At 38.3% G+C, this 20,347-nt stretch carries 19 protein-coding genes and 2 pseudogenes; 14 read left to right on the top strand and 7 right to left on the bottom strand.

Going from position 1 to position 20,347, the window contains the following annotated elements; genetic code table 11:
- Positions 1–175 precede the first annotated feature (175 nt).
- From L652_RS01000000124090 to L652_RS0118035, 3 genes and pseudogenes are all read left to right on the top strand, one after another.
- Positions 176–1,614: pseudogene (locus L652_RS01000000124090) on the top strand (diguanylate cyclase).
- Between the two features lie 128 nt (positions 1,615–1,742).
- Positions 1,743–2,696, top strand: a complete 954-nt coding sequence (locus L652_RS0118040) for a slipin family protein (protein WP_024597361.1) — start codon at positions 1,743–1,745, stop codon at positions 2,694–2,696.
- A 21-nt stretch (positions 2,697–2,717) separates the two neighbouring features.
- Entirely contained in the window at positions 2,718–3,173 is a 456-nt protein-coding gene (locus tag L652_RS0118035) for a hypothetical protein (protein ID WP_024597362.1), read from the top strand.
- Between the two features lie 20 nt (positions 3,174–3,193).
- On the opposite strand, the gene L652_RS0118030 is transcribed toward L652_RS0118035, so the two are convergent.
- Positions 3,194–4,066, bottom strand: a complete 873-nt coding sequence (locus tag L652_RS0118030) for an SMP-30/gluconolactonase/LRE family protein (protein ID WP_024603587.1) — start codon at positions 4,064–4,066, stop codon at positions 3,194–3,196.
- A 167-nt stretch (positions 4,067–4,233) separates the two neighbouring features.
- Here L652_RS0118030 and L652_RS0118025 point away from each other — a divergent pair, with 167 nt between their 5' ends.
- Positions 4,234–5,070, top strand: a complete 837-nt coding sequence (locus tag L652_RS0118025; protein WP_024597363.1) for a patatin family protein — start codon at positions 4,234–4,236, stop codon at positions 5,068–5,070.
- A gap of 9 nt (positions 5,071–5,079) precedes the next feature.
- Here L652_RS0118025 and L652_RS0118020 read toward each other — a convergent pair whose 3' ends face one another.
- From L652_RS0118020 to L652_RS0118010, 3 genes are read right to left on the bottom strand one after another with little or no spacing between them, the layout of a single operon-like run.
- Positions 5,080–5,325, bottom strand: coding sequence for a hypothetical protein (locus L652_RS0118020; RefSeq protein WP_024597364.1), 246 nt, complete (start codon positions 5,323–5,325; stop codon positions 5,080–5,082).
- Positions 5,322–6,917 (bottom strand): PepSY-associated TM helix domain-containing protein, encoded by a 1,596-nt coding sequence (locus L652_RS0118015; protein WP_024597365.1) that lies wholly within the window; start codon positions 6,915–6,917, stop codon positions 5,322–5,324. The genes L652_RS0118020 and L652_RS0118015 overlap by 4 nt, the downstream gene beginning before the upstream one ends.
- Positions 6,914–7,201 (bottom strand): hypothetical protein, encoded by a 288-nt coding sequence (locus L652_RS0118010; protein ID WP_024597366.1) that lies wholly within the window; start codon positions 7,199–7,201, stop codon positions 6,914–6,916. Before L652_RS0118010 ends, L652_RS0118015 begins: the two co-directional genes overlap by 4 nt.
- A gap of 236 nt (positions 7,202–7,437) precedes the next feature.
- Here L652_RS0118010 and L652_RS0118005 point away from each other — a divergent pair, with 236 nt between their 5' ends.
- The 4 genes from L652_RS0118005 to L652_RS0117990 all read left to right on the top strand — a co-directional run bounded on the left by L652_RS0118005 (position 7,438) and on the right by L652_RS0117990 (position 11,146).
- Positions 7,438–8,211: an undecaprenyl-diphosphate phosphatase gene (locus L652_RS0118005; protein ID WP_024597367.1), complete on the top strand. Its 774-nt coding sequence runs from the start codon at positions 7,438–7,440 to the stop codon at positions 8,209–8,211.
- A gap of 206 nt (positions 8,212–8,417) precedes the next feature.
- Positions 8,418–8,639 carry a hypothetical protein gene (locus L652_RS0118000; RefSeq protein ID WP_002960604.1) on the top strand — a complete coding sequence of 74 codons (222 nt, stop codon included), beginning with the start codon at positions 8,418–8,420 and terminating at the stop codon, positions 8,637–8,639.
- 172 nt (positions 8,640–8,811) lie between these two features.
- Positions 8,812–10,830 (top strand): ATP-binding protein, encoded by a 2,019-nt coding sequence (locus L652_RS0117995; RefSeq protein ID WP_029753341.1) that lies wholly within the window; start codon positions 8,812–8,814, stop codon positions 10,828–10,830.
- Positions 10,831–10,888: 58 nt separating this feature from the next.
- A complete protein-coding gene (locus L652_RS0117990) occupies positions 10,889–11,146 on the top strand; it encodes a hypothetical protein (protein WP_024597368.1) in 258 nt (85 codons plus the stop codon).
- A 117-nt stretch (positions 11,147–11,263) separates the two neighbouring features.
- Here L652_RS0117990 and ahpF read toward each other — a convergent pair whose 3' ends face one another.
- On the bottom strand, positions 11,264–12,838 hold the full coding sequence (ahpF, locus tag L652_RS0117985) for an alkyl hydroperoxide reductase subunit F (RefSeq protein ID WP_002960602.1): 1,575 nt from the start codon (positions 12,836–12,838) through the stop codon (positions 11,264–11,266).
- Between the two features lie 154 nt (positions 12,839–12,992).
- The gene (ahpC, locus tag L652_RS0117980; protein ID WP_002960601.1) at positions 12,993–13,562 is read right to left on the bottom strand and encodes an alkyl hydroperoxide reductase subunit C; all 570 of its coding nucleotides are present in this window, start codon (positions 13,560–13,562) and stop codon (positions 12,993–12,995) included.
- Positions 13,563–13,843: 281 nt separating this feature from the next.
- On the opposite strand from ahpC, the gene L652_RS0117975 reads away from it, so the two are divergent.
- From L652_RS0117975 to L652_RS0117965, 3 genes are all read left to right on the top strand, one after another.
- Positions 13,844–14,263, top strand: coding sequence for a DUF3429 domain-containing protein (locus L652_RS0117975; protein WP_002960600.1), 420 nt, complete (start codon positions 13,844–13,846; stop codon positions 14,261–14,263).
- A 67-nt stretch (positions 14,264–14,330) separates the two neighbouring features.
- Positions 14,331–14,732 (top strand): hypothetical protein, encoded by a 402-nt coding sequence (locus L652_RS0117970; protein WP_002960599.1) that lies wholly within the window; start codon positions 14,331–14,333, stop codon positions 14,730–14,732.
- 3 nt (positions 14,733–14,735) lie between these two features.
- Positions 14,736–15,551, top strand: coding sequence for a class I SAM-dependent methyltransferase (locus tag L652_RS0117965; RefSeq protein WP_024597369.1), 816 nt, complete (start codon positions 14,736–14,738; stop codon positions 15,549–15,551).
- A gap of 27 nt (positions 15,552–15,578) precedes the next feature.
- On the opposite strand, the gene L652_RS0117960 is transcribed toward L652_RS0117965, so the two are convergent.
- Complete coding sequence (locus L652_RS0117960; RefSeq protein WP_024597370.1) at positions 15,579–17,180, bottom strand: GMC family oxidoreductase N-terminal domain-containing protein; 1,602 nt, start codon at positions 17,178–17,180, stop codon at positions 15,579–15,581.
- A gap of 197 nt (positions 17,181–17,377) precedes the next feature.
- On the opposite strand from L652_RS0117960, the gene L652_RS01000000124085 reads away from it, so the two are divergent.
- From L652_RS01000000124085 to L652_RS01000000124080, 3 genes and pseudogenes are all read left to right on the top strand, one after another.
- A complete protein-coding gene (locus tag L652_RS01000000124085) occupies positions 17,378–18,367 on the top strand; it encodes a Gfo/Idh/MocA family oxidoreductase (RefSeq protein ID WP_024597371.1) in 990 nt (329 codons plus the stop codon).
- A 423-nt stretch (positions 18,368–18,790) separates the two neighbouring features.
- Entirely contained in the window at positions 18,791–19,534 is a 744-nt protein-coding gene (locus L652_RS0117950; protein WP_024597372.1) for a FadR/GntR family transcriptional regulator, read from the top strand.
- A 236-nt stretch (positions 19,535–19,770) separates the two neighbouring features.
- Positions 19,771–20,347 (top strand): annotated as a pseudogene (locus L652_RS01000000124080) (EamA family transporter); the annotation flags it as partial.

Below are 20,347 nucleotides of genomic sequence, written 5' to 3'. Positions count from 1 at the left end.
TTAAAGTGCAAATAAGCCAAAGATGGCTTAGAGTAGAAATGGGTAATGATATACAGTATCAATTATAATACGTACTGCCCGCAAACGCACTAAAAACTTAGTAAATCAAAAAAAATGTGCTAATAGTTAGTAAAGAAAAAGAATTTAATTATGGCTTGGACACATGGAGAGTTGAGTGAGTAATAACCTATCAGAAGAAGCATGGCAAAACTTGGAGTTATTGCCGTTTTGTGTATTACTTTATGATGCCAATGAAGATATATTTAAAGCTAACAGCCAGGCACAGGACTTGTTTGACTTAAAAGACCAATCACATTTTTATAAAACTGATTTATCACACATCACTTTAACCAATCATCACAGTAAAAAAAATCTATTGATCGAGGAGCTATTCTTTGATTATTTTACGGCAAATAACCAATGCCAGTTTATTTTATCGAAACAATCATCCAAATTGCTACTCAACGTAAAATTTGCAAATTTACCTAATTCAAACTCCATTATTATTATCGATATACTAAATAACAACGTGGATGAACAATATGATTTTGATAATATTATATCGAACATCTCAACTGACTTAATTGATATTCAAAATGACGATGTTGATAAGCATATCAACTATGCATTAAAAGCAGTCGGTACGGTTTGTAATGCCGATAGGAGTTATCTTTTTAAGTTTGCCGAAGATGGTAAAACTATTAATAACACTCACGAATGGGTCAATGATGGTATCAAAGCTTTTAAAGACGACTTACAAAACCTTTTAAAAAGCGACCTCCCTTATTTTTTTAGTTCGATGGCCCGTACCCACTTATTCAGAGTGAATGATGTAACGTTGCTCCCAATTCAAGCAATGAGCGAAAAAACGATTTTCCAGCGACAAGAAATAAAATCGGTACTTTGCATTGGATTACGTTATGACAAAGAACTGGTTGGCTTTATTGGCTGTGATTGTGTTGTTCAAAAGCGAGATTGGACAGATTTAGACCTTATTCGCCTAAGGTTAGTAGGTGAAATGCTTGCTAATGCTTTCAAAAATTTAAATTATAAGCAAGAGCTTCAACAAACTCAGCAGCAACTCATTAACGCCAACCAAAAACTCAATAAACAAGTCAATACTGATGGCCTTACAAACATTGCTAATAGACGCTGTTTTGATCAGACTTTAAAATGCGAAATTAAGCGCTGTGCACGTAATAAGGAACCCATTAGTTTAATTATGTGTGATATTGATTTTTTTAAGCGTTATAACGATAACTATGGGCATCAGCTTGGCGATGAAGTACTAAAGCGAGTGGCCAAAGCGCTACACAATATTTGTAAACGCGAAGGTGATCTAGCAGCTCGTTTCGGGGTGAAGAATTTGCGATAGTTTTACCTGCAGTCGACACAGAACACTGTCAAAGGTTTGCTGTTCTTATTCAGGAAAAAATCGCAGAACTCGCAATTGAACATAACTTTTCAACTGTCAGTAAATACCTCACTTTAAGCATTGGGTTTTATAGTTTCATACCCAATCACAAAACAAAACCCAAAGAGGTTATAACTAACGCCGATATAGCCCTTTATAACGCAAAAGAAACAGGTAGAAATAAAATAGCTAGTTTTTAAAAACCGACTAAGGTGGCGCACTGCAGTGAGTTTTAGTGGTTTAAAGTTCTCTGTAGTGATAATCTATACACGCTGAAATTATAAACAATACAACTACTCAGCGTTTAATTATTATAAGGAATGTTTAAATGGATCCAGTCACACAAATTCTCAATATAGTTTTTACTGTTGAGGCTTTTTTACTTGTTTTTGTTATCGTGCTTTTAAAAAGTAGCGTTAAATTTGTACCACAAAACCGCGCCTGGTTAATCGAACGTTTTGGTAAATACCAATCAACTAAAGAAGCTGGCCTTAACTTTATTATTCCATTTATTGATAGAATCTCGGCTGATCGTAGCTTAAAAGAACAAGCTCAAGACGTACCATCGCAATCAGCTATTACTAAAGATAACATCTCACTCATAGTTGATGGCGTACTGTACTTTAGAGTATTAGACCCGTACAAAGCTACGTATGGCGTTGACGACTATACCTTTGCAGTTGTACAACTTTCGCAAACAACTATGCGTTCAGAATTAGGTAAAATGGAGCTTGATAAAACATTTGAAGAGCGTGATCTACTTAACACCAACATTGTTGCAGCTATAAACCAAGCATCTGAGCCTTGGGGTATCCAAGTACTTCGCTATGAGATTAAAGATATTGTGCCGCCTAACTCTATTATGGAAGCTATGGAAGCACAAATGAAAGCTGAGCGTGTTAAACGAGCTCAAATTTTAGAGTCAGAAGGTGATCGCCAAGCAAATATCAACGTTGCTGAAGGTAAAAAACAAGCACAAGTACTTGCTGCTGAAGCCGACAAAGCCGAGCAAATTTTACGTGCTGAAGGTGAAGCAACAGCTATTACGACGGTTGCAGAAGCACAGGCAAATGCGCTTATCAAAGTAGGTGAAGCCGCAGATACAGAACAAGGTCAAAAAGCAATACAGCTAGATCTGGCAACTAAAGCAATTGCAGCTAAAGAAGCGATTGCTCGTGAGTCATCAATTGTATTACTGCCAGATAACGCGACAGATGCAAGCTCAATGGTTGCCCAAGGTATGGCAATTATTAATAGCTTAAATAAAAAGCATCTGGGTTAATAACTAAATAAAGAGGTTTGTATGGATTTTATTACGCAAAATTTACCGCAAACACTTATGGTAATTGGTATTGTTGCTTTAATAATAGAAGTAGCAGTACTTGGCCTTTCTACATTTATTTTATTGTTTTTTGGATTATCGTTATTCCTCACAGGATTATTAATGAGTTTTGGTATTTTACCTGACTCATTAACCACTGCACTTTGGAGTAACACAGTGGTAACAGCAGGCTTGGCCGTTGCACTTTGGAAACCATTAAAACAAATGCAAAATCGCGTAGATAAGAAGCAAGTGAATAGTGATTTTGCTGAACTTACTTTTGTACTTACTAGCGATGTAACAGAGCAAGGTTTAACTACACATCAATACTCTGGTATCAGCTGGAAACTCAAAAGTGAGCAACCAATTATCGCCGGTACTGAGGTTTTAGTAACTAAAAAAGAAGTGGGTGTTATGTGGGTTACGCCTAAAAGCTAATCATCACTGAAAATTACAAGTTACAGTAAAACGGGCGGCTCAAACTGCCCATTTTTTATACCGGAGATCTGAAATACAGCGCCTTGTTCACCAACAGTATTATTAATCGCTTCATCAAATGCCGATGTCACAATTAGCAACTCAGCATTTTCACCACCGAAGGCGGTGCATGTCGGTTTTAATGCACAAAGCTTTATTGTTTTAATTAACTCACCGCTTGGGGATAAACACATAACACATCCCATTCCCCAAACAGCTAGCCACAAATTACCTAATTTATCGGTTACGCAGCCATCGGGGTCAACATCAGTATTATTAAATTGATAAAAAACACGTGGCTCAGCGCAAGGTTCGCCAGTTTTCTCATCCAAATCTAATACATAAATACAACTCGTTAAAGAGTCGCAGTAATAACCGCGTAAACGGGACTTATCAAAACACAATCCATTTGGGATACTCAAACCACTTACTACGGCTTTAAGCTGGTTTTTATAATAACGGTATATTTTACCATCCCCTTTTTTAGCATTTACATCCATTGTACTTAACCAAAAGCCACCCCATGGATCAGCACGGCCGTCGTTTGAACGTCGATTTAGCTGTGTATTTTCAATACTAAGGATAAGATGGCGAGTGCTTGAATTAATATGGTATTTGTATATACCAGTACTTGTCCCTAGCAATAAGTACTGCTCATCAATCCACGCTATTGCACTGAGCGTATCGGGCATATTCACGGTTTTTAGTTGGCTTTCGCTGTGTATATTTTTGCTTAAAAGTAATTTTTTATTTATATCGACCCAAAAAAAAGTGTTCAGCATAGGATGCCAAAGAGGACTTTCTGCAAGCTGACTCTGTGTGCTTTCAAAAATGGTTACGCTAGGATCAAACATAAGTAATTATTCTTTATTATTAACAAAGCCTTGTAATACTAAACCTTACCAGAAAACAGTGAATTTCGCGATGTGTACCTGGCTTTAATTTATCAACACATTTAGTAATCTCTATCGCATTTTTTAGACTGAGTTGATAACATCAAATTTAATAAAAAGGATTGACCATGAACAACAATAATAAAAACACACTCGTCGTTGAAGGCGGTGCAATGCGCGGTATATTTGCCGCAGGTGTGCTTGATGAGTTTTTAAAACAGCAATACCAGCCGTTTGAACGCTATTTTGGTGTTTCAGCCGGAGCAACTAATATAGCCGCATTTTTATGCAAACAACCAATGCGAAATTATAAAGTGATTACCGACTATTCATGCCGTCCTGAATTTATTAATTTAGCGCGCTTTATTAAAGGTGGTCATTTATTTGATTTAGATTGGTTATGGCAAGAAACTATTCGCGAAATACGCCTTCATACAGAGGTATTCGAACAAACTCCACAAGAGTTTTATATTGTATCTACGGCAATCGAATCAGGCAAAGCACACTATTTAAAAGCCACCAGCGCCGATATGGTGCATCAATTAAAAGCATCATGCGCTATACCCATTGCATATCGTGACTACCCTATTATTAATGACATAGCGATGACCGATGGCGGTGTTGCTGATTCAATTCCGATTATAAAAGCTTACGAAATGGGTGCACGCGAAATTACCGTTATTTTGTCTCAATGTTTAGGCTATCGTAAAAAACCAAGTAAGGCACCTTGGCTTACTAAAAAAATGTATAAAAACTATCCAGCATTAATTCAAACGACCTTAAACAGGGCTAATTTTTATAATAAGTCTATCGATTTTATTATGAATCCACCAAATGACTGCAAAATCAATATTATTGCTCCACCGGCTAATTTTAAAGTTGGGCGAACCACTAAAAAGTTTGAAATACTTAATAGTGGTTACAATATGGGAGTTGATACTGCTAAGGCCTTTTTAGATAAATAACTGCATTACTTACCCTAATAATTGCGGCGCTTTACCCGCAATAACTGCAGTTAGTAAACCAGCTAACATAGCTCCTACAACGGTGCATATTGCACCGCCTAAAATACCATAAACACTCATAAAGCATATCAGCGCTAAACTAAATAGCAGTGTACTTAAAAAAGCTTTAGTGGGTATTGTGAGTGTGTTTTTGCGTATATTGAGCATCATTAATAATAGACTTACCATGGCAATTATAATTAGTAGTTCGTTCATGCGGGTTGTACCTCTGCTTGTAATTTTTGTGTGTTTTTTATTTTTAAGGCACCAAAAATACACGCGATACCCACCACCATAAAGCTTATATCTACTATCGCGACAAGCGAGCTATTAAGGTTAATAACATTGCTCACGCCAAATATAATATTGAGCGGCAGCACCAAAGCAAGCGAAGCGCCGCATAGCAAAAGAGTCAGCTTAAAATAGTTTTTATAACCTACAGGCAATACACTTGAGAGTAACCATGCCAACCACGTATAAAAAAACACGGGTTCAAAAAAGCTATTTTGCGCCACACCAATAACGGTATAATTAAGTACAACTTGCAAAGGAAATAACACAAAGCTTGCTAATACCAAGCCTCCACAACTGCCAATAATAAAACGATTCCAGCGTGCATATGCCTGCACACTCAGCGACGGGCTACTGCCACGTGTACGCTTTGCTAGCCACATCATCATGCCCGAAATAGGTAAAAGCGCAGTACTTAAGCCAAGCAATACCCAAAGTAATTTTACAAACACCCCTGCAAAGTTCCCAAAGTGCAGCGGAAACATCAACTCAATTACTTTTATCGAAACACCTGAAATATCACCAAAACTACTCATCGACTGCACAAACTCACCATTGCCTTTATAATGCAGTAATTGAGAAGCAACAGCCTCGCCACCTAACAAACGCAAATACACCTGCGCATTAGCATCGTTATGCGCCATTATTGTGACATCCCTAATTATTGCTTCAGGGTAACGACTATGAGCATGCTCTAAAATAGTGTCTATTTTTGTAGGTTGCTTAATGTGGCTAACTACCGGCTCAGGAATTGCGGTAAACGTTTCTATTAACTTATCTTGATCGCCACCAAAGCTCACAAACGCAGCTGCTGGTAATAAAATAACGGTCGCAAGCCCTAAAAATGATCCTGTAAAACCAATTACAATATTAAATACGCTGCCCCAAATACCTATGACCTTATGAGCATCGCTTACTGCAATATCTAATCCTTTATCTCGCCTAAACGTAAAGAGCTCTTTTATCAATTTACGATGAATAAACAAGCCTGTAACTGCACTTACTAAAAGTGTTAAACCTAAAAAACCAGTGAGTATTAACCCAATTGGTCGCCCTAAATGCAAATCTGCATGAAACTCACCTATGTAGGTTGGTGCATCTGTTTTTTTATTAGCGTAAAACTCTTTACTAGGCCCATAGTAAGTATTTTCCAGCGCCAAAGTATCAGGATGAAACTGGAATACTCTGGCCACCTCTTGGTCATAGTTTTCATCGCCATCGTGGGATTCAAATACCAACGTTAATAAATGAAAGTTGTGTCCACTTGGTAAAAACACATGAATGTTTTCACCAAATTCACTAGGCACCTGTTTATGGTATTCGTTTACTAGTCGATTAATTTGCGCGCTGGCAACGTGTTGGCTAGATTGTAGCTCTGGATTTGCCCATATTTTTAACTCAGGTCGAGACAGCACCGCTAACGCCCCACTAAATGCAACAACAAATAGCAGTACCGCAGTAATAATTCCTACCCAGCTATGTAATAAAAATAGCTTTTTTAAAGTAATCGACTTCATCCCTGCCCCTGCGTTAACGCCCAAAAACTCAATAAACCATGTAATACACACAGTGCAATCATGACTACAAACGGTTGCCATACCTTTTGCGCCAAATACGCATAAATAAACAACGCAGTCCAAATAACAGGAAAGAGTAAAATAGGCAGTAATATTTGTTCATTCATTTGAAACGGTAAATAAGTTGTCATACCCGGAATCATTATTACCGCAGTAATTAGCGCTAACACACATGCAATTAGGTGCCTTCGCCGTGTAGCTGTAAACGTTTTTTTATTATTCATTATTCGCTCATTAAATTTGCCCAAACATATACAAAACAGCACATGCAAATGATAATAATTGTTATTATATTGTGCATTTAACACTTAATGCAATTTATTAAACACATTAAGTCTAAAAATACTGTTGGTTTGCTTTAAGAGCTTTTATGCTACGCCTCGCAATTTAGGTACGCAGTAATGCGTCATTTCAGTTAAGCCGAGTTCGGGCTTTTTAATTTTTCAGGAAGCAGTAAACCGTGGATATAATTAACGCGATTATTTTAGGTATTATTGAAGGTATAACAGAATTTTTACCCATATCATCAACTGGGCACTTAATTGTAGCGTCAAAGTGGTTAGGCATTGAATCAACAAACACTAACCTCGCCTTCGAAGTCATTATCCAACTTGCCGCCATTTTGGCGGTACTAGCCAACTATAAAGACAAGTTTAGCCCTAAATATTTCAATTTATGGGTGAAAGTTGCCATTGCATTTATTCCTTTGGGTATTATTGGTTTTATATTTAGTGATGTAATAAAAACACTGTTTAGCGTACCAGTAGTAGGTGTTATGTTTATTGTAGGCGGTGTGATTTTTTTACTATTAGAGCGCAGTTATAAAGAGGCTCACTGCACAACTACCGATGTAACCCAAGTTACTTATAAACAAGCACTTTGGATTGGCGTAGCACAAGTATTTGCGTTAATTCCGGGGACTAGTCGTGCTGGGAGCTCTATTGTTGGTGCCATGTTGTGTGGTTTAAACCGAAAAACCAGCGCTGAATTTTCATTTTTACTTGGTTTACCTGTACTTGCAGCAGCCTCAGGGTACGACTTACTTAAACATTACCAACTGTTTAGCTTAGATGACCTAACTGCCCTTGCTGTGGGTTTTTTAACGTCTTTTATAGTTGCTTATTTTACTATTAAATTATTCATACGCTTTCTAGAAAATTTCACTTTTGTTAGTTTTGGTCTTTACCGAATCGTATTTGGTGTTATTTTACTAACTAACCTGAATTTTGGTTAAGAGATTTAAAAACACTGTAAATAATAACGATATTTAAGTCTGTTTCTCTCTAGCTAGAAGTTTTTGGTGAAAACAAGGCGAATTTACGCGTCAATAGCTGGTCTATTGCAAGGAAATTCAACGCAGTTAGCGCTAAAAATAGCTGCTTGAGATAGATTTATTATCCAGAACTCAGGTTAGCTATAGCCTACACATAAGAGAACATTATGAGCGAAAAAATAAACGAAGAAGCACTCCACGCCCTAAAAATAGCTTTTACTTACATGCCTAAAGCGATTGAGGTGACAAAGTATGAATATGGCGAGCGCTACCAAAGCGTACTTGATCACATTGAAGCTGTACGTGAAACACTGCTTATTAACGATGTTGACCCAGAGGAAGTAGACGGCGATATCAACCCTGAGTACACACCAAACTCAACCTACTAATATACACAATAACCTGCGAGCAACTTACTCGCAGTTTGTGTTTAAATCAGTTGTGCTTAATTAAAGAAAGTTTATATAAAGTAATAATTAACTAAATATATTTCACTTTTTTGTTAAACTAGTGCTTTATCAAGCTATAGACTCAGCTCTAAAACCAACAGGATATTTACTATTGAATTTTCTTAGGCAATTTCACGACATAGTATCTAACCAAAGCTTAGACTTTGATGAAAAAACCCATCAGCTACTAGCATTTGGACTTAAAGTGTTTAACCTTGATTTAGCTATTATTAGTAAGGTCGAGAAAAACTGCTATACCGTGCTACATGCCATTACGCCAGATAATGCATTAGAAATAGGTACTCAATTTGATTTAGATGGCACCTATTGTGTACACACTCTTAGTGCGGGTTCTGCACTTGCATTTCATAACGTCTCGCAAAGCGCAATTGCTGACCATCCTTGCTATGCAAACTTTAAACTTGAGTCATATATTGGGGCACCTATTAAAATAGGTACCGATATATTTGGAACTGTAAATTTTTCTTCTGCCAATCAATCTCCAGTATTTACAGATGCCGCCTACGACTATATTGAGTTATTTGCGCAGTGGTTAGGGGCAGAACTAGCTCGCAGTATCACTAAAGAAAAATTAATAAAAAACAGCAATAGCTTATTAAAACTAGAAAGCATAGCAAATATAGGCACGTGGGAAGTTGACCTTACTAATAATAAAATTTATTGGAGTCAGCAAACTAAACAAATCCATCAAGTTGATGAAAACTATCAGCCTGAAATTGAATCTGCAGTTAACTTTTATAAAGAAGGTACAAGCAGAGACGAAATAAGTAAAGCAGTTGAGCTTGCTATACAACACGGCGAAAAGTGGCATCTAGAGCTTGAAATTATTACAGCCAAAAATCAGACCATTTGGGTATCTACATTTGGTGAAGCCGAATTTGACGGTGATACCTGTGTACGTTTGTTTGGTACCTTTCAAAATATTACCGAAGCAGTGACTCTAAGAGAAGAGCTTAAAAATAAACAAGAACAAGCCGAGCGATTACTCGAAGATAGAAGCATGCTTTTTGCAAAAATAAGCCACGAACTTAGAACACCGCTAAATGGCATTACGGGCATGCTTACTACGTTAATAGATGAACATAACGAACAAAAGAGAACCGAAAAAATAAAAGTCGCGCTGCGTAGCGCAGATATACTCTTGAGCATAATAAACGAAGTACTCGATTTTTCTAAAATTAACCACGGTGAGTTAAAACTAGAACCCACGGATGTTTTATTAAATACAACATTTACTGATCTCATTTCTTTGTACACCCCGTTATTTAAAAACAGCAATGTAGAACTAGAAGTAAAAAATGAAATTTCTGATAGCTGCTGGGCATATTGCGATAACACACGCCTAAGTCAAATTACCTCCAACTTATTAAGTAATGCGTTAAAATTTACTGAGCGTGGTTGTGTAAAACTGCACACGTCTGTGATTAATAACAATAATAAATTAACGCTAAACATTAAAGTCGCCGATACGGGAAGAGGCATGACTAGCCAATTTCTTGAATCTTTATTCTCCCCTTTTACTCAAGAAGTAGATGCTAAAAACAGTAAAGGAGGCACAGGACTTGGCCTCGCAATAGTTAAAGAACTTGTTGAGTACATGGGCGGAACAATCAAGGTAAGTAGTAAAGTAAATCAAGGAACTACTTTTTCGCTAAGTATCCCTATAGAGCTAGGTAAAGAGCAAAAAGTAGAGCTAAATCCACTATCAAAAATAAACATTAACGCTTCTAAGCTTTCTGTTTTAGTGGTGGATGACAACGACATAAACAGACTCGTTCTTGATGCGTCGCTTAATAAACTCAATATAAAGCCAGACTTTGCAGTAGATGGGCAAGATGCCATATTTAAATGCGAGCAAAAGCATTACGACCTTATTTTTATGGATTGTATTATGCCTATACTCGATGGTTTTGAGGCTACAAAACAACTGCGTTCAAAAAGTATCTGTCCGCACGATTCAACCTATATTGTTGCCCTTACAGCTAATACTTCATCGCAAGATAAATTAGCATGCAAGCAAGCCGGTATGGATATGTTTATTTCAAAACCGTTTAAAATGCATTCTTTAGAAGTCGCTATTGCGTCAGCGGCGCAATTACTAAAGCTTTAAAAACATTAGCTTTGCACACTTAACCGCGTGCTAAATATAGTTAGATAAGGCATTAACAATGAAAAACATAATTAGAACTATATTACTAACTGTCCTTATTGTTGCAGTATTTAAAGGCGTTTCCACTGGGCAATGGAGCTCATCAATAACAATAGTTATCGTATCAGGCGTATTGCTGTTAGTTACATTTATCAGTGCTAAGTCATCACGTGGATCATCAGCTTATACTGGCAGTGACTCAACAGCTTCCTCTAGCAGTAACTCATCACATTCTTATACAGATTGCGGCGGCGATTCTGGTGGTGGGTGCGATTAAATCGTGTGCTAATTCTTAAGCATTAAAAAAGCCGCCTTTGGAGAAGGGCGGCTTGGGTTAACAAACAGCTATGGGTGTAGCCTTGCTGTTATATCAAGAGAGTTTTTACTAATTACATTAAGCAGCGCTTTGATCAGCTTCTTCAGAGTGACGAATTAAATAATCAAATGCGCCTAAGCTTGCTGTTGCACCGCTGCCCATTGCAATAATAATTTGTTTAAACGGAGTATTGGTTGCATCCCCCGCGCCATAAATGCCTGGTAATGAAGTTGCGCCTTTAGCATCAATTAGTATTTCACCAAATTTGCTTAATTCAAGGTCGCTGTCTTTTAACCACTCGGTATTTGGTATTAAGCCTATTTGTACAAATATACCGGCAAGTTCAAGCTCTTTACTCTCTCCCGACACTCTATCTGTGTACATTAAGCCAGTTACTTTTTTACCATCACCAAGTACTTCGGTGGTTTGTGCACTTTTGATAATAGTAATATTAGCCATGCTTTTAGCTTTACGAATAAGCACTTCATCGGCTCGTAGTGTGTCTGCAAATTCAAGTACCGTAACGCTTTGCACAATATTAGCTAAATCGATTGCCGCTTCTATACCTGAATTACCACCACCAATTACAGCAACAGGTTTGCCTTTAAATAAAGGGCCGTCGCAATGTGGGCAATATGCCACACCGTGGCCACGATATTCTTGCTCGCCTGGTACGTTCATTTCGCGCCAGCGTGCACCAGTTGCAAGTACGAGCGACTTGGCTTTAAGTACTGCGCCATTTTCTAGTGTAATTTCGTAACCATTGTTATAACCAAGTGCCGCTGCACGCTGATTATGCATTACATCAACATCGTATTCTTTAACGTGCTCTTCGAGTTGAGCAACCAATTTAGGCCCTTCAGTCGCTTTAATCGAAATAAAGTTCTCTATTGCTAGTGTATCGGCAACTTGTCCACCAAATCTATCAGCAACAATGCCTGTATTTAACCCTTTTCGTGCTGAGTAAATTGCAGCTGACGCGCCCGCGGGGCCGCCACCAACTACAAGTACATCAAACTCGTCTTTTTCGCTTAGTGCTGCTGCTTGTTTAGCAGCCCCTTTGCTATCTACTTTATTAAGTATGTCAGTAAGGCTTAGTGCACCTTGGCTAAATGGTTCGCCATTTAAATATACAGCCGGTACAGCTAAAATATTTCTCTCTTCTACTTCACCTTGAAATAATGCACCGTCAATCATGGTGGCTTTAATATTACTGTTTGTCGCTGCCATAGTGTTAAGTGCTTGCACTACTTGCGGGCACGTTTGGCAACTTAAACTTATGTATACTTCAAAGTTCAGCTCTTGAGTAAGCGATTGTATTTGCTCAATGTCTTCGCTTTTAGCTTTACTTGCGTGTCCGCCAGTATGCAAAAGTGCTAACACTAAACTTGTGAATTCATGACCCATAGGTACGCCTGCAAACGTAACATGAGTGTTTTTAATAGGCGAATGTACAACCATTGACGGGCGACGTGCGCTTGTATCAGGATTGCTTATTACAGTAAATTTATCGCTTAGTGAGGCTAAATCGTTTGCTAAGCTTTCTACTTCTGCTGATTTTTTGCTGTCATCCAAGGCAATAAGCAGCTCAACAGGTTGAGTAAGCGATTCGAAATGGCTTTTTAATTGATTTTTTATGTTGTTATCTAACATGGCTTAACCCTTTTGGAAAATTTAAACAGCAAGCCTCCCATGCCAAATAATGCATGTGCTTAAACAAGTATATTGATATAGGAGGCACCAACAAACGAATGTTCGTTGATTTAAGGGCAGTTACCTGCCCTTATAAAAGTGGGTAAACCTATATTTAGATTTTACCAACTAAATCTAGTGAAGGTGCAAGTGTGTCTTCACCTGGCTGCCAAGATGCAGGGCAAACTTCACCATCGTGAGTTGCAATGTATTGTGCAGCTTGTACTTTACGAACTAGTTCTTTAGCGCTTCGGCCAATTCCTAAATCGTGAGTTTCGATTACTTTAATTTCGCCTTCTGGGTTCATTACAAATGTACCGCGAAGTGCTAAACCTTCTTCTTCAATCATTACACCAAAGCTACGTGTAATACGCCCTGTTGGGTCGCCAATCATTGGGTAAGTAATTTTACCGATAGTGTCTGACGTGTCGTGCCATGCTTTATGAGTAAAATGAGTATCAGTAGATACTGAGTAAACTTCTACGCCCATTTCTTGAAGTTGTGCATAGTAATCTGCAAGGTCACCTAATTCGGTAGGACATACAAATGTAAAGTCTGCTGGGTAAAAGAAGAAGATAGACCATTTACCTAGAACATCTTTTTCAGACAATTCTACAAAGTCACCGTTGTGGTAAGCGGTTGCATTGAATGGTTGTAATTTTGTATTGATTAATGAAGTGCTCATGGTATTTCCTCATCTGTATTTATGTATTTTAAAAGTAATCAACGCTTTCGTTTTAAACGACCTTCTGCGTTGGCTTGATTAATACAATAAGGCCAATGGAAAATTAAATAAAATTGATTGTTTAGATTAAAACAATCGATTTTTTGGGTTGAACTATATAATCATTGTTATCGTAAGCATTAGTTGAATTGTAAACGCTGGCGAATTATTAAGACCGCTAATCGCAATACTGCTACAATAGCCGCGCTTCAAATAAATTATTAAATATAAGGCACACCGTAATGGAAAAATTTGTTAACCATATACAGCTAGGTTACCTAGGCTTAATCCCGTTTTTAGGGTGTGTAGGTTGGCCACTCATGTTTGGCAGTAATAGCCTTAACTTGGAGTTTTTTACTTTTTACAGTATCGCCATTTTAGCATTTATGGCGGGTAACTTATGGCGCGCCGGAGAACAAACTTATAGCAATGCTATAAAAGCTGTTGCGCCTGTAATACCTATACCATTTTTATCATTTATGCCTGCTGAGTGGGCACTGGCTTGGCTAGGCGCTAGTTTTTGGTTAGTACTTATATTTGAAAAAGCCACGCCACAATGGCAAACCTATCATAAAGATTATCAAAAAATGCGTTTTGTGCTTACCTCTGTTGTGTTTGTTTGTCATATCCTTACTATTGGTATGAGTATTTACCCTAAATAGCAGCTGTAAACTTAAATATTGCGTGGTAATAGGGTAATATCCGCGCACTGCTATTTGAGGACACACCATGATTGACCAACTACGCCAACAACTCGACGAACTTGGCGAAAACTACGTAGAAAAAAACGCTGCATTTAAAATCAAAGTGATCCCATTTTTTTGTGCTATTCGCATTAAAAAAGATCATAAGAGCGAAGGTCGTTTAAGCTTTTATTCAAGTCAATTACTCGAAATATTTTTAGTCGTCTTATTTTTGCTATTCGGTTTAACACTGTACGATACAGATGCAGGATTCACTCACGGCCCTATTCATATTGCCTTTGCTATTTTAATTACCTTTAATCTTATTATTAAACAAATCGCAATCGAAGGGTTAAAAACCAGACTTGCGTTTCATCGTTTACTAGCAAAAGACTCACAAACAAATAGCGATATAAATAATACTGCTACAAACATAAACGCTAAATAAAATATGTATTTAAATCCTCAATGGCGAATACTCACTGTAGGCGATGGCGATTTATCGTTTTCGAACGCTATTTACACCCATCTATCGCCAAAAGCATTGGTTGCATCCACTTACGATGACCAAACTACTATTGAGCAAAAATACCATCACAATGCACTTAGCAACTTAAAAGCGCATAACGTTGAGGTACTTAATAGTTTTGATGTAACAAACCCTGCATGTTGGCAAGCTCTAAGTGAAAACCAGAAAAGCTTTGATGTGGTTATTTTTCAGTTTCCGCTTATACCTGCATTTGTTGGCCGTGAAGCGTTTGAAAACAACACGCGCCAAACCAGCATGAACGTATTAAACCGCGCTTTACTGCACCAATTTATTAAATACGCTAACGAATACGCGCTTGATAAAAATGGGCCAATGCTTTGTTACATCACCTCAAAGGATGTAAAACCTTATCGAGAATGGAATATAGAGGGGAGTTTAAATAACGGTTTAACCGCAGATTATTTAGGCCAAATCCCATTTGATATTAGCCATTTTGAAGGTTATAAAATTCGTAATGTTGACCGCGACAAACACGTTAAAGACACCAGCGGCATAACTTACGTTTTCAGCCCAAAAAGTCTCGATAAACATACTAGCGAATTAAGCTCACGTCTTACCAAACCTGCATACTTAACATCTAACCATTGCCCCCTATGCCGCGTTGGGCCTTATGTGGCAAGCGAGGACGAAGCCAAGCATCTAAACGCTAAAAAGCATCAGCAAATGCTACATCTTGAAAGCGATTGGCAACAATGGCTAAATGAGTTTTATCGCTAATTAATAGCCCTACTACAGTTTATTTAATTATTCCTTTGCGTGTTTAATTAAATCAGCCGCTTTTTCAGCAATAGCAATTACCGGCGCATTTGTGTTGCCGGTAATAATAGTAGGCATAATCGACGCATCAACTACGCGTAAGTTACTCACCCCGTGTACTCGCAAATTAGTATCTACCACTGCCATTGAGTCTTGCCCCATTTTACATGTCCCTACTGGGTGATATTCGGTATCTGCAGTTTGGCGTATAAACTCAATTAGCTGCTCATCATTATTTATATCAAGCGGGTAGAGCATTTTACCGCGTATGTTATCAAAAGCGTTGCTTTGCATAATAGCGAGTGTTTTTTTAAGACCAGCAAGCATTACAGTTAAATCATCTGGGTGGCTTAAGTAATTAGGGTCAATAAGTGGAGCACTACGCGGGTTATTATCGGCTAATGTAATAGTACCTCGGCTTTTGGGGCGCATAATACTGCTGTGTATACTGTAACCATGCCCAGTGTGTAATTTACGACTATGATCGTCCACCAGCCCAATAACAAATTCTAGTTGCACATCGGGCGCTGGCGAGTCTTCAAATAATTTAATAAACGCATGCGACTCTGCAAAGTTACTGGTTAATCGCCCTTCTCGTTTACTAAACCAATTAACGCACCCTTTAAAAATACTGGCAATGCCAAGCGGGCTTATACCAAATGTGCCTTTATTTGTTTTTGATTTATAAAGTGGCACTACCGTTAAGTGATCCTGTAAATTAGCGCCAACACCTTCAAGTACGTGCTGAACCTTAATGTTATGTGCACTTAACTGCTCTTTTGGGCCAATACCCGAAAGCATTAATACCTGCGGCGAATTAATAGCGCCAGCACTAAGTATTACCTCTTTTTTAGCACGTAAATTAATAACCTCTTTATTACGCTCTATTTGCACGCCTTGCGCTATCTTATTGGTTATATTTATTTTATTAACGTGGCTATGAGTTAATACCGTTAAATTCGGGCGGTTTAAATACGGTGTTAAATATGCTTTTGCTGCACTACAACGCTCGCCATTGTGCTGAGTTACCTGCGATAAACGCGCACCGCTTTGCTCTTTACCATTTATATCACCGCTTAAATTAACGCCCTGCTCAGCACAGGCATTTAAAAAGTATTGGTTTACATTGCTTGGGTTACTTAGCTCTTGTACATGTAGCGGGCCTTTTGTACCGTGCAGCTCATTATTTATAAACGCTTTATTGTTCTCAGCTTTAATAAAGTACGGGAGTAAGCTATCAAAATCCCATCCCGTATTGCCATTAGCTGCCCATTGGTCGTAATCGTATTTGTTACCGCGAATATAAACCATTGCATTGGTAGAGCTTGAGCCACCCAATACTTTGCCGCGCGGCACAAAACCACAGCGGTTATTAAGCGCTTTTTGTGGCACCGTATTGTAATGCCAGCTATTTATGCCATAAGGCACACTCGCTGCTATGCCAGCTGGCATTTGCACAAATGCACTTTTATCGCTGCCGCCAGCTTCAATTAAACAAACATTTACATTTTTATCCTCAGACAAACGCGATGCCATAACACAGCCGCCACTGCCTGCACCAATTATGATGTAATCATACTCTGTGCTCATACAACTTGCCGTTTACTTTTTATTTACACCACAATACATAAAACCAGCTCATTAATCGCTATTTATATTGCATAAACCCTCAGCTAAAAAACGACGTTAATTAAAGCCTAAACACATTAAAAACTTAACCTTTAAAACAAACACGCCAAAATTTAAAATGATACAATTATCGCTCTTATATTTTCTAAGGAGTGAGCATGAACTTTGTTATTGTTGGCACCAATTTTATTAGCGACACATTGTTAGCCGCTGCAAATACGTTAAACGATTTTAATTTATATGGGGTGTGCTCGCGCGCAGTATCTAGCGGCGAAGCATTTTTAGCCAAACACCCACAAAATGCACAAGCAAAAATTTTCACCTCAATCGAGCAAGTTTGCCAAGATCAAAATGTCGATGCTGTCTACATAGCCGCCCCTAATAGCTTACACAAACAATATGCCGTTATGTGTCTAGAAGCGGGTAAACATGTCCTTGGCGAAAAACCATCAGCTGCCAATTCTAAAGAGCTTGCAAGCATTATAGCTACAGCAAAAAAGCATCAGCGCCTTTACATGGAAGCCATGATGACCACTCACTTGCCTAACTATGAACAGCTACAACAGGCAATGGTAAAAATTGGCACACCACGTAAATATATTGGCCAGTACAGTCAATACTCATCGCGTTACGATAAGTATAAAAATGGAGAACGCCCAAACACATTTTTACCCGAGTTTGCAAATGGTGCTTTAGTTGATTTAGGGATTTACCCGCTGTATTTATTAATTGCACTTTGGGGGGCACCAAAAAGCGTGAGTGCCAGTGGCGTATTGCTCGATACTGGTGTAGATGGTGCGGGCGATGTATTACTAAACTATGCAGATAAACAAGCCGTTATTAGTTACTCCAAAATATCGCAAGGCGACAACATAACCGAAATACAAGGCGAGCTTGGGCGCATACGTATAGAAGCCGTATCGCAACTTAAAAAAGTGGAATTTATTGCTAATAATGGTGATGTAGAGATTATATCCCAGCCGTTTGATGAGCACTTTATGAAATACGAAGTTGAGCATTTCATGTCATTAGTGAAGCAAAATATCCTTGAGTCACCTGTTAATACGCACATTTTAGCCAGTAACGTAATGAGCGTTCTTGATGAAGCGCGCAAACAGCTTGGGTTGTGTACCCTAACGACTAATTAAATAAAATATGGGCGTTAACCAACGACAGCTAACGCCCAGAAGAAAGCTTAAATAGCTCTCGTACAACGACACATTTTACAAAACACTTTAAAATAGCGATCCCCATCCATGGGCAATCAAATACTTCTACAACAAACTTAACACTGACAACCCAACTCGGTTTATTACCAATATTTATTACTCAATAACCTTAAATTTAACCTAACACATAAAAACATTACCAATCAAGCTGGCCAATTACATTATTTTAAACTAAATTGGTGATACAAGAATGCAACCGTTGGTGTATAGTGGTTTTTAACCCTAACATCGCGTTAGAATTTTGACATAATAGTGAATTTTAAGGTAACCTCTGATATTAACAGTTGGTTTTGACTTATAGGCCCCAGAGGCCATTATTCCTTAAGGTAATGAAGGTAAAGTATGGGTAATCGTCGCTTATTTTGGCGCATAGTTGATAAAATTGAGTCTTTAATAAATCAAGGCGAATTTTCTGCTGGGAGTCGTTTACCACCTGAACGTGAACTTGCAGAAATGTTTGATGTAAGTCGCCCTACCATTAGAGAAGCTATTATCGCATTAGAAGTACGTGGCCGAGTTGAAGTTAAAACTGGCTCTGGTGTTTACGTAGTAGAACAAAAAAATGCATCTATAAAATCAAAAGAGATCAGTGCATTTGAACTTACTCAAGCGCGTGCATTAATTGAAGGCGAAATTGCCGCTTTAGCTGCTCAAAGCATTACAGAAGAAGAACTAGAGCAACTAAATAAAACATTAATCGCCATGGAAAAAGGCCTTTATGTTGAGCAAGCTGACCGTGAGTTCCATGAAATAATCTCGCGAGCAACACGCAATAAAGCACTTGAATTTGCAGTATCTAACTTGTGGGATTTACGTTTAACAAACCCACAAATTGTTGCTGACTATAGTAGTGTATGTAAAAACAATAACGAATGCGTTATGGATGAACACACCGCTATTTATACAGCCCTAAAGTCTCATGATGCAAATGCAGCTCGCAGCGCAATGCACAAACATTTTAATCGCTTAATTAATGCTTTATTTGATGCCGTAGAGTCGCGCGCACTTGAAGAAATTAAACGCAAAAATAATGAAAAACGAGGTCTTTACTCTCTTGATGGCTTAGTTAATAAAAGTGCCCATTAGGGCCTTTTAACCAATTGATTAAAGTTAGCAAGCGCCTGTTTGCTAACTTTACCTCTTACTTTATTTACCTTCCCTATTTAATATACTTTTTATTGCGTTATTTTTGGTCGCAAACACTTACCTATAAATTTAAAAAAAGATACTATGCCNGCCGCCATTAATATCGGGGGGGTTTAGCTTTTATACTCCCTGCATTACATAACTAATTGATAGAGTTACTCAACTCAAGGAAAATAATGCATTCATCTACGAAAGAACTCTTACTCGCTGTTTTTTGTATATTGCTCGCTATGGTAACTATCCAATCTGGTGCCTCGCTTGCCAAGCAACTCTTCCCTATTGTAGGCCCTGAAGGGACTACTGCACTCCGTTTAGGTTTTTCTGCCACTATTTTATGCCTGATTTTTAAACCGTGGAAACNCCTGCCGCAGGCCAACGATTTCCTATTTTAATTTACGGCCTGAGCCTCGGCGGTATGAACATTTTGTTTTATTACGCCATAGAGCGTATTCCACTGGGTATCGGCGTTGCACTTGAATTTACCGGCCCATTAGCAGTTGCATTATTTTCATCGCGCCGTAAGCGTGATCTATTTTGGGTAGGCTGTGCTATTGCGGGTATTTTATTACTACTGCCTGATATGAAAGGCCAAGAAAGCCTAGATCCGGTTGGCGTTATATTGGCGCTTGCCGCTGGTGCATGTTGGGCAGGTTATATTCTTTTTGGTAAAAAAACCGGTAATCAAGGCTCTGGTGGTGCAACTGTGGCTATGGGTATGACTATTTCGGCCATTGTACTTGTGCCCTATGGCGG

The organism is Pseudoalteromonas sp. TB25, assembly GCF_000497995.1.
GTDB lineage: Bacteria > Pseudomonadota > Gammaproteobacteria > Enterobacterales > Alteromonadaceae > Pseudoalteromonas > Pseudoalteromonas distincta.
This window is presented reverse-complemented; position numbering and strand designations above follow the sequence as displayed.

Coding starts and splice junctions, on each gene's coding strand:
- ahpF (WP_002960602.1), bottom strand. CDS start 12,838: ATGTTAGATAACAACATAAAAAATCAATTAAAAAGCCATTTCGAATCG.
- L652_RS0118035 (WP_024597362.1), top strand. CDS start 2,718: ATGGATTTTATTACGCAAAATTTACCGCAAACACTTATGGTAATTGGT.
- L652_RS0118000 (WP_002960604.1), top strand. CDS start 8,418: ATGAGCGAAAAAATAAACGAAGAAGCACTCCACGCCCTAAAAATAGCT.
- L652_RS0117965 (WP_024597369.1), top strand. CDS start 14,736: ATGTATTTAAATCCTCAATGGCGAATACTCACTGTAGGCGATGGCGAT.
- L652_RS0117960 (WP_024597370.1), bottom strand. CDS start 17,180: ATGAGCACAGAGTATGATTACATCATAATTGGTGCAGGCAGTGGCGGC.
- L652_RS01000000124085 (WP_024597371.1), top strand. CDS start 17,378: ATGAACTTTGTTATTGTTGGCACCAATTTTATTAGCGACACATTGTTA.
- L652_RS0118015 (WP_024597365.1), bottom strand. CDS start 6,917: ATGAAGTCGATTACTTTAAAAAAGCTATTTTTATTACATAGCTGGGTA.
- L652_RS0118025 (WP_024597363.1), top strand. CDS start 4,234: ATGAACAACAATAATAAAAACACACTCGTCGTTGAAGGCGGTGCAATG.
- L652_RS0117975 (WP_002960600.1), top strand. CDS start 13,844: ATGGAAAAATTTGTTAACCATATACAGCTAGGTTACCTAGGCTTAATC.
- L652_RS0118030 (WP_024603587.1), bottom strand. CDS start 4,066: ATGTTTGATCCTAGCGTAACCATTTTTGAAAGCACACAGAGTCAGCTT.
- L652_RS0118010 (WP_024597366.1), bottom strand. CDS start 7,201: ATGAATAATAAAAAAACGTTTACAGCTACACGGCGAAGGCACCTAATT.
- L652_RS0117970 (WP_002960599.1), top strand. CDS start 14,331: ATGATTGACCAACTACGCCAACAACTCGACGAACTTGGCGAAAACTAC.
- L652_RS0118040 (WP_024597361.1), top strand. CDS start 1,743: ATGGATCCAGTCACACAAATTCTCAATATAGTTTTTACTGTTGAGGCT.
- L652_RS0117950 (WP_024597372.1), top strand. CDS start 18,791: ATGGGTAATCGTCGCTTATTTTGGCGCATAGTTGATAAAATTGAGTCT.
- L652_RS0117990 (WP_024597368.1), top strand. CDS start 10,889: ATGAAAAACATAATTAGAACTATATTACTAACTGTCCTTATTGTTGCA.
- ahpC (WP_002960601.1), bottom strand. CDS start 13,562: ATGAGCACTTCATTAATCAATACAAAATTACAACCATTCAATGCAACC.
- L652_RS0118020 (WP_024597364.1), bottom strand. CDS start 5,325: ATGAACGAACTACTAATTATAATTGCCATGGTAAGTCTATTATTAATG.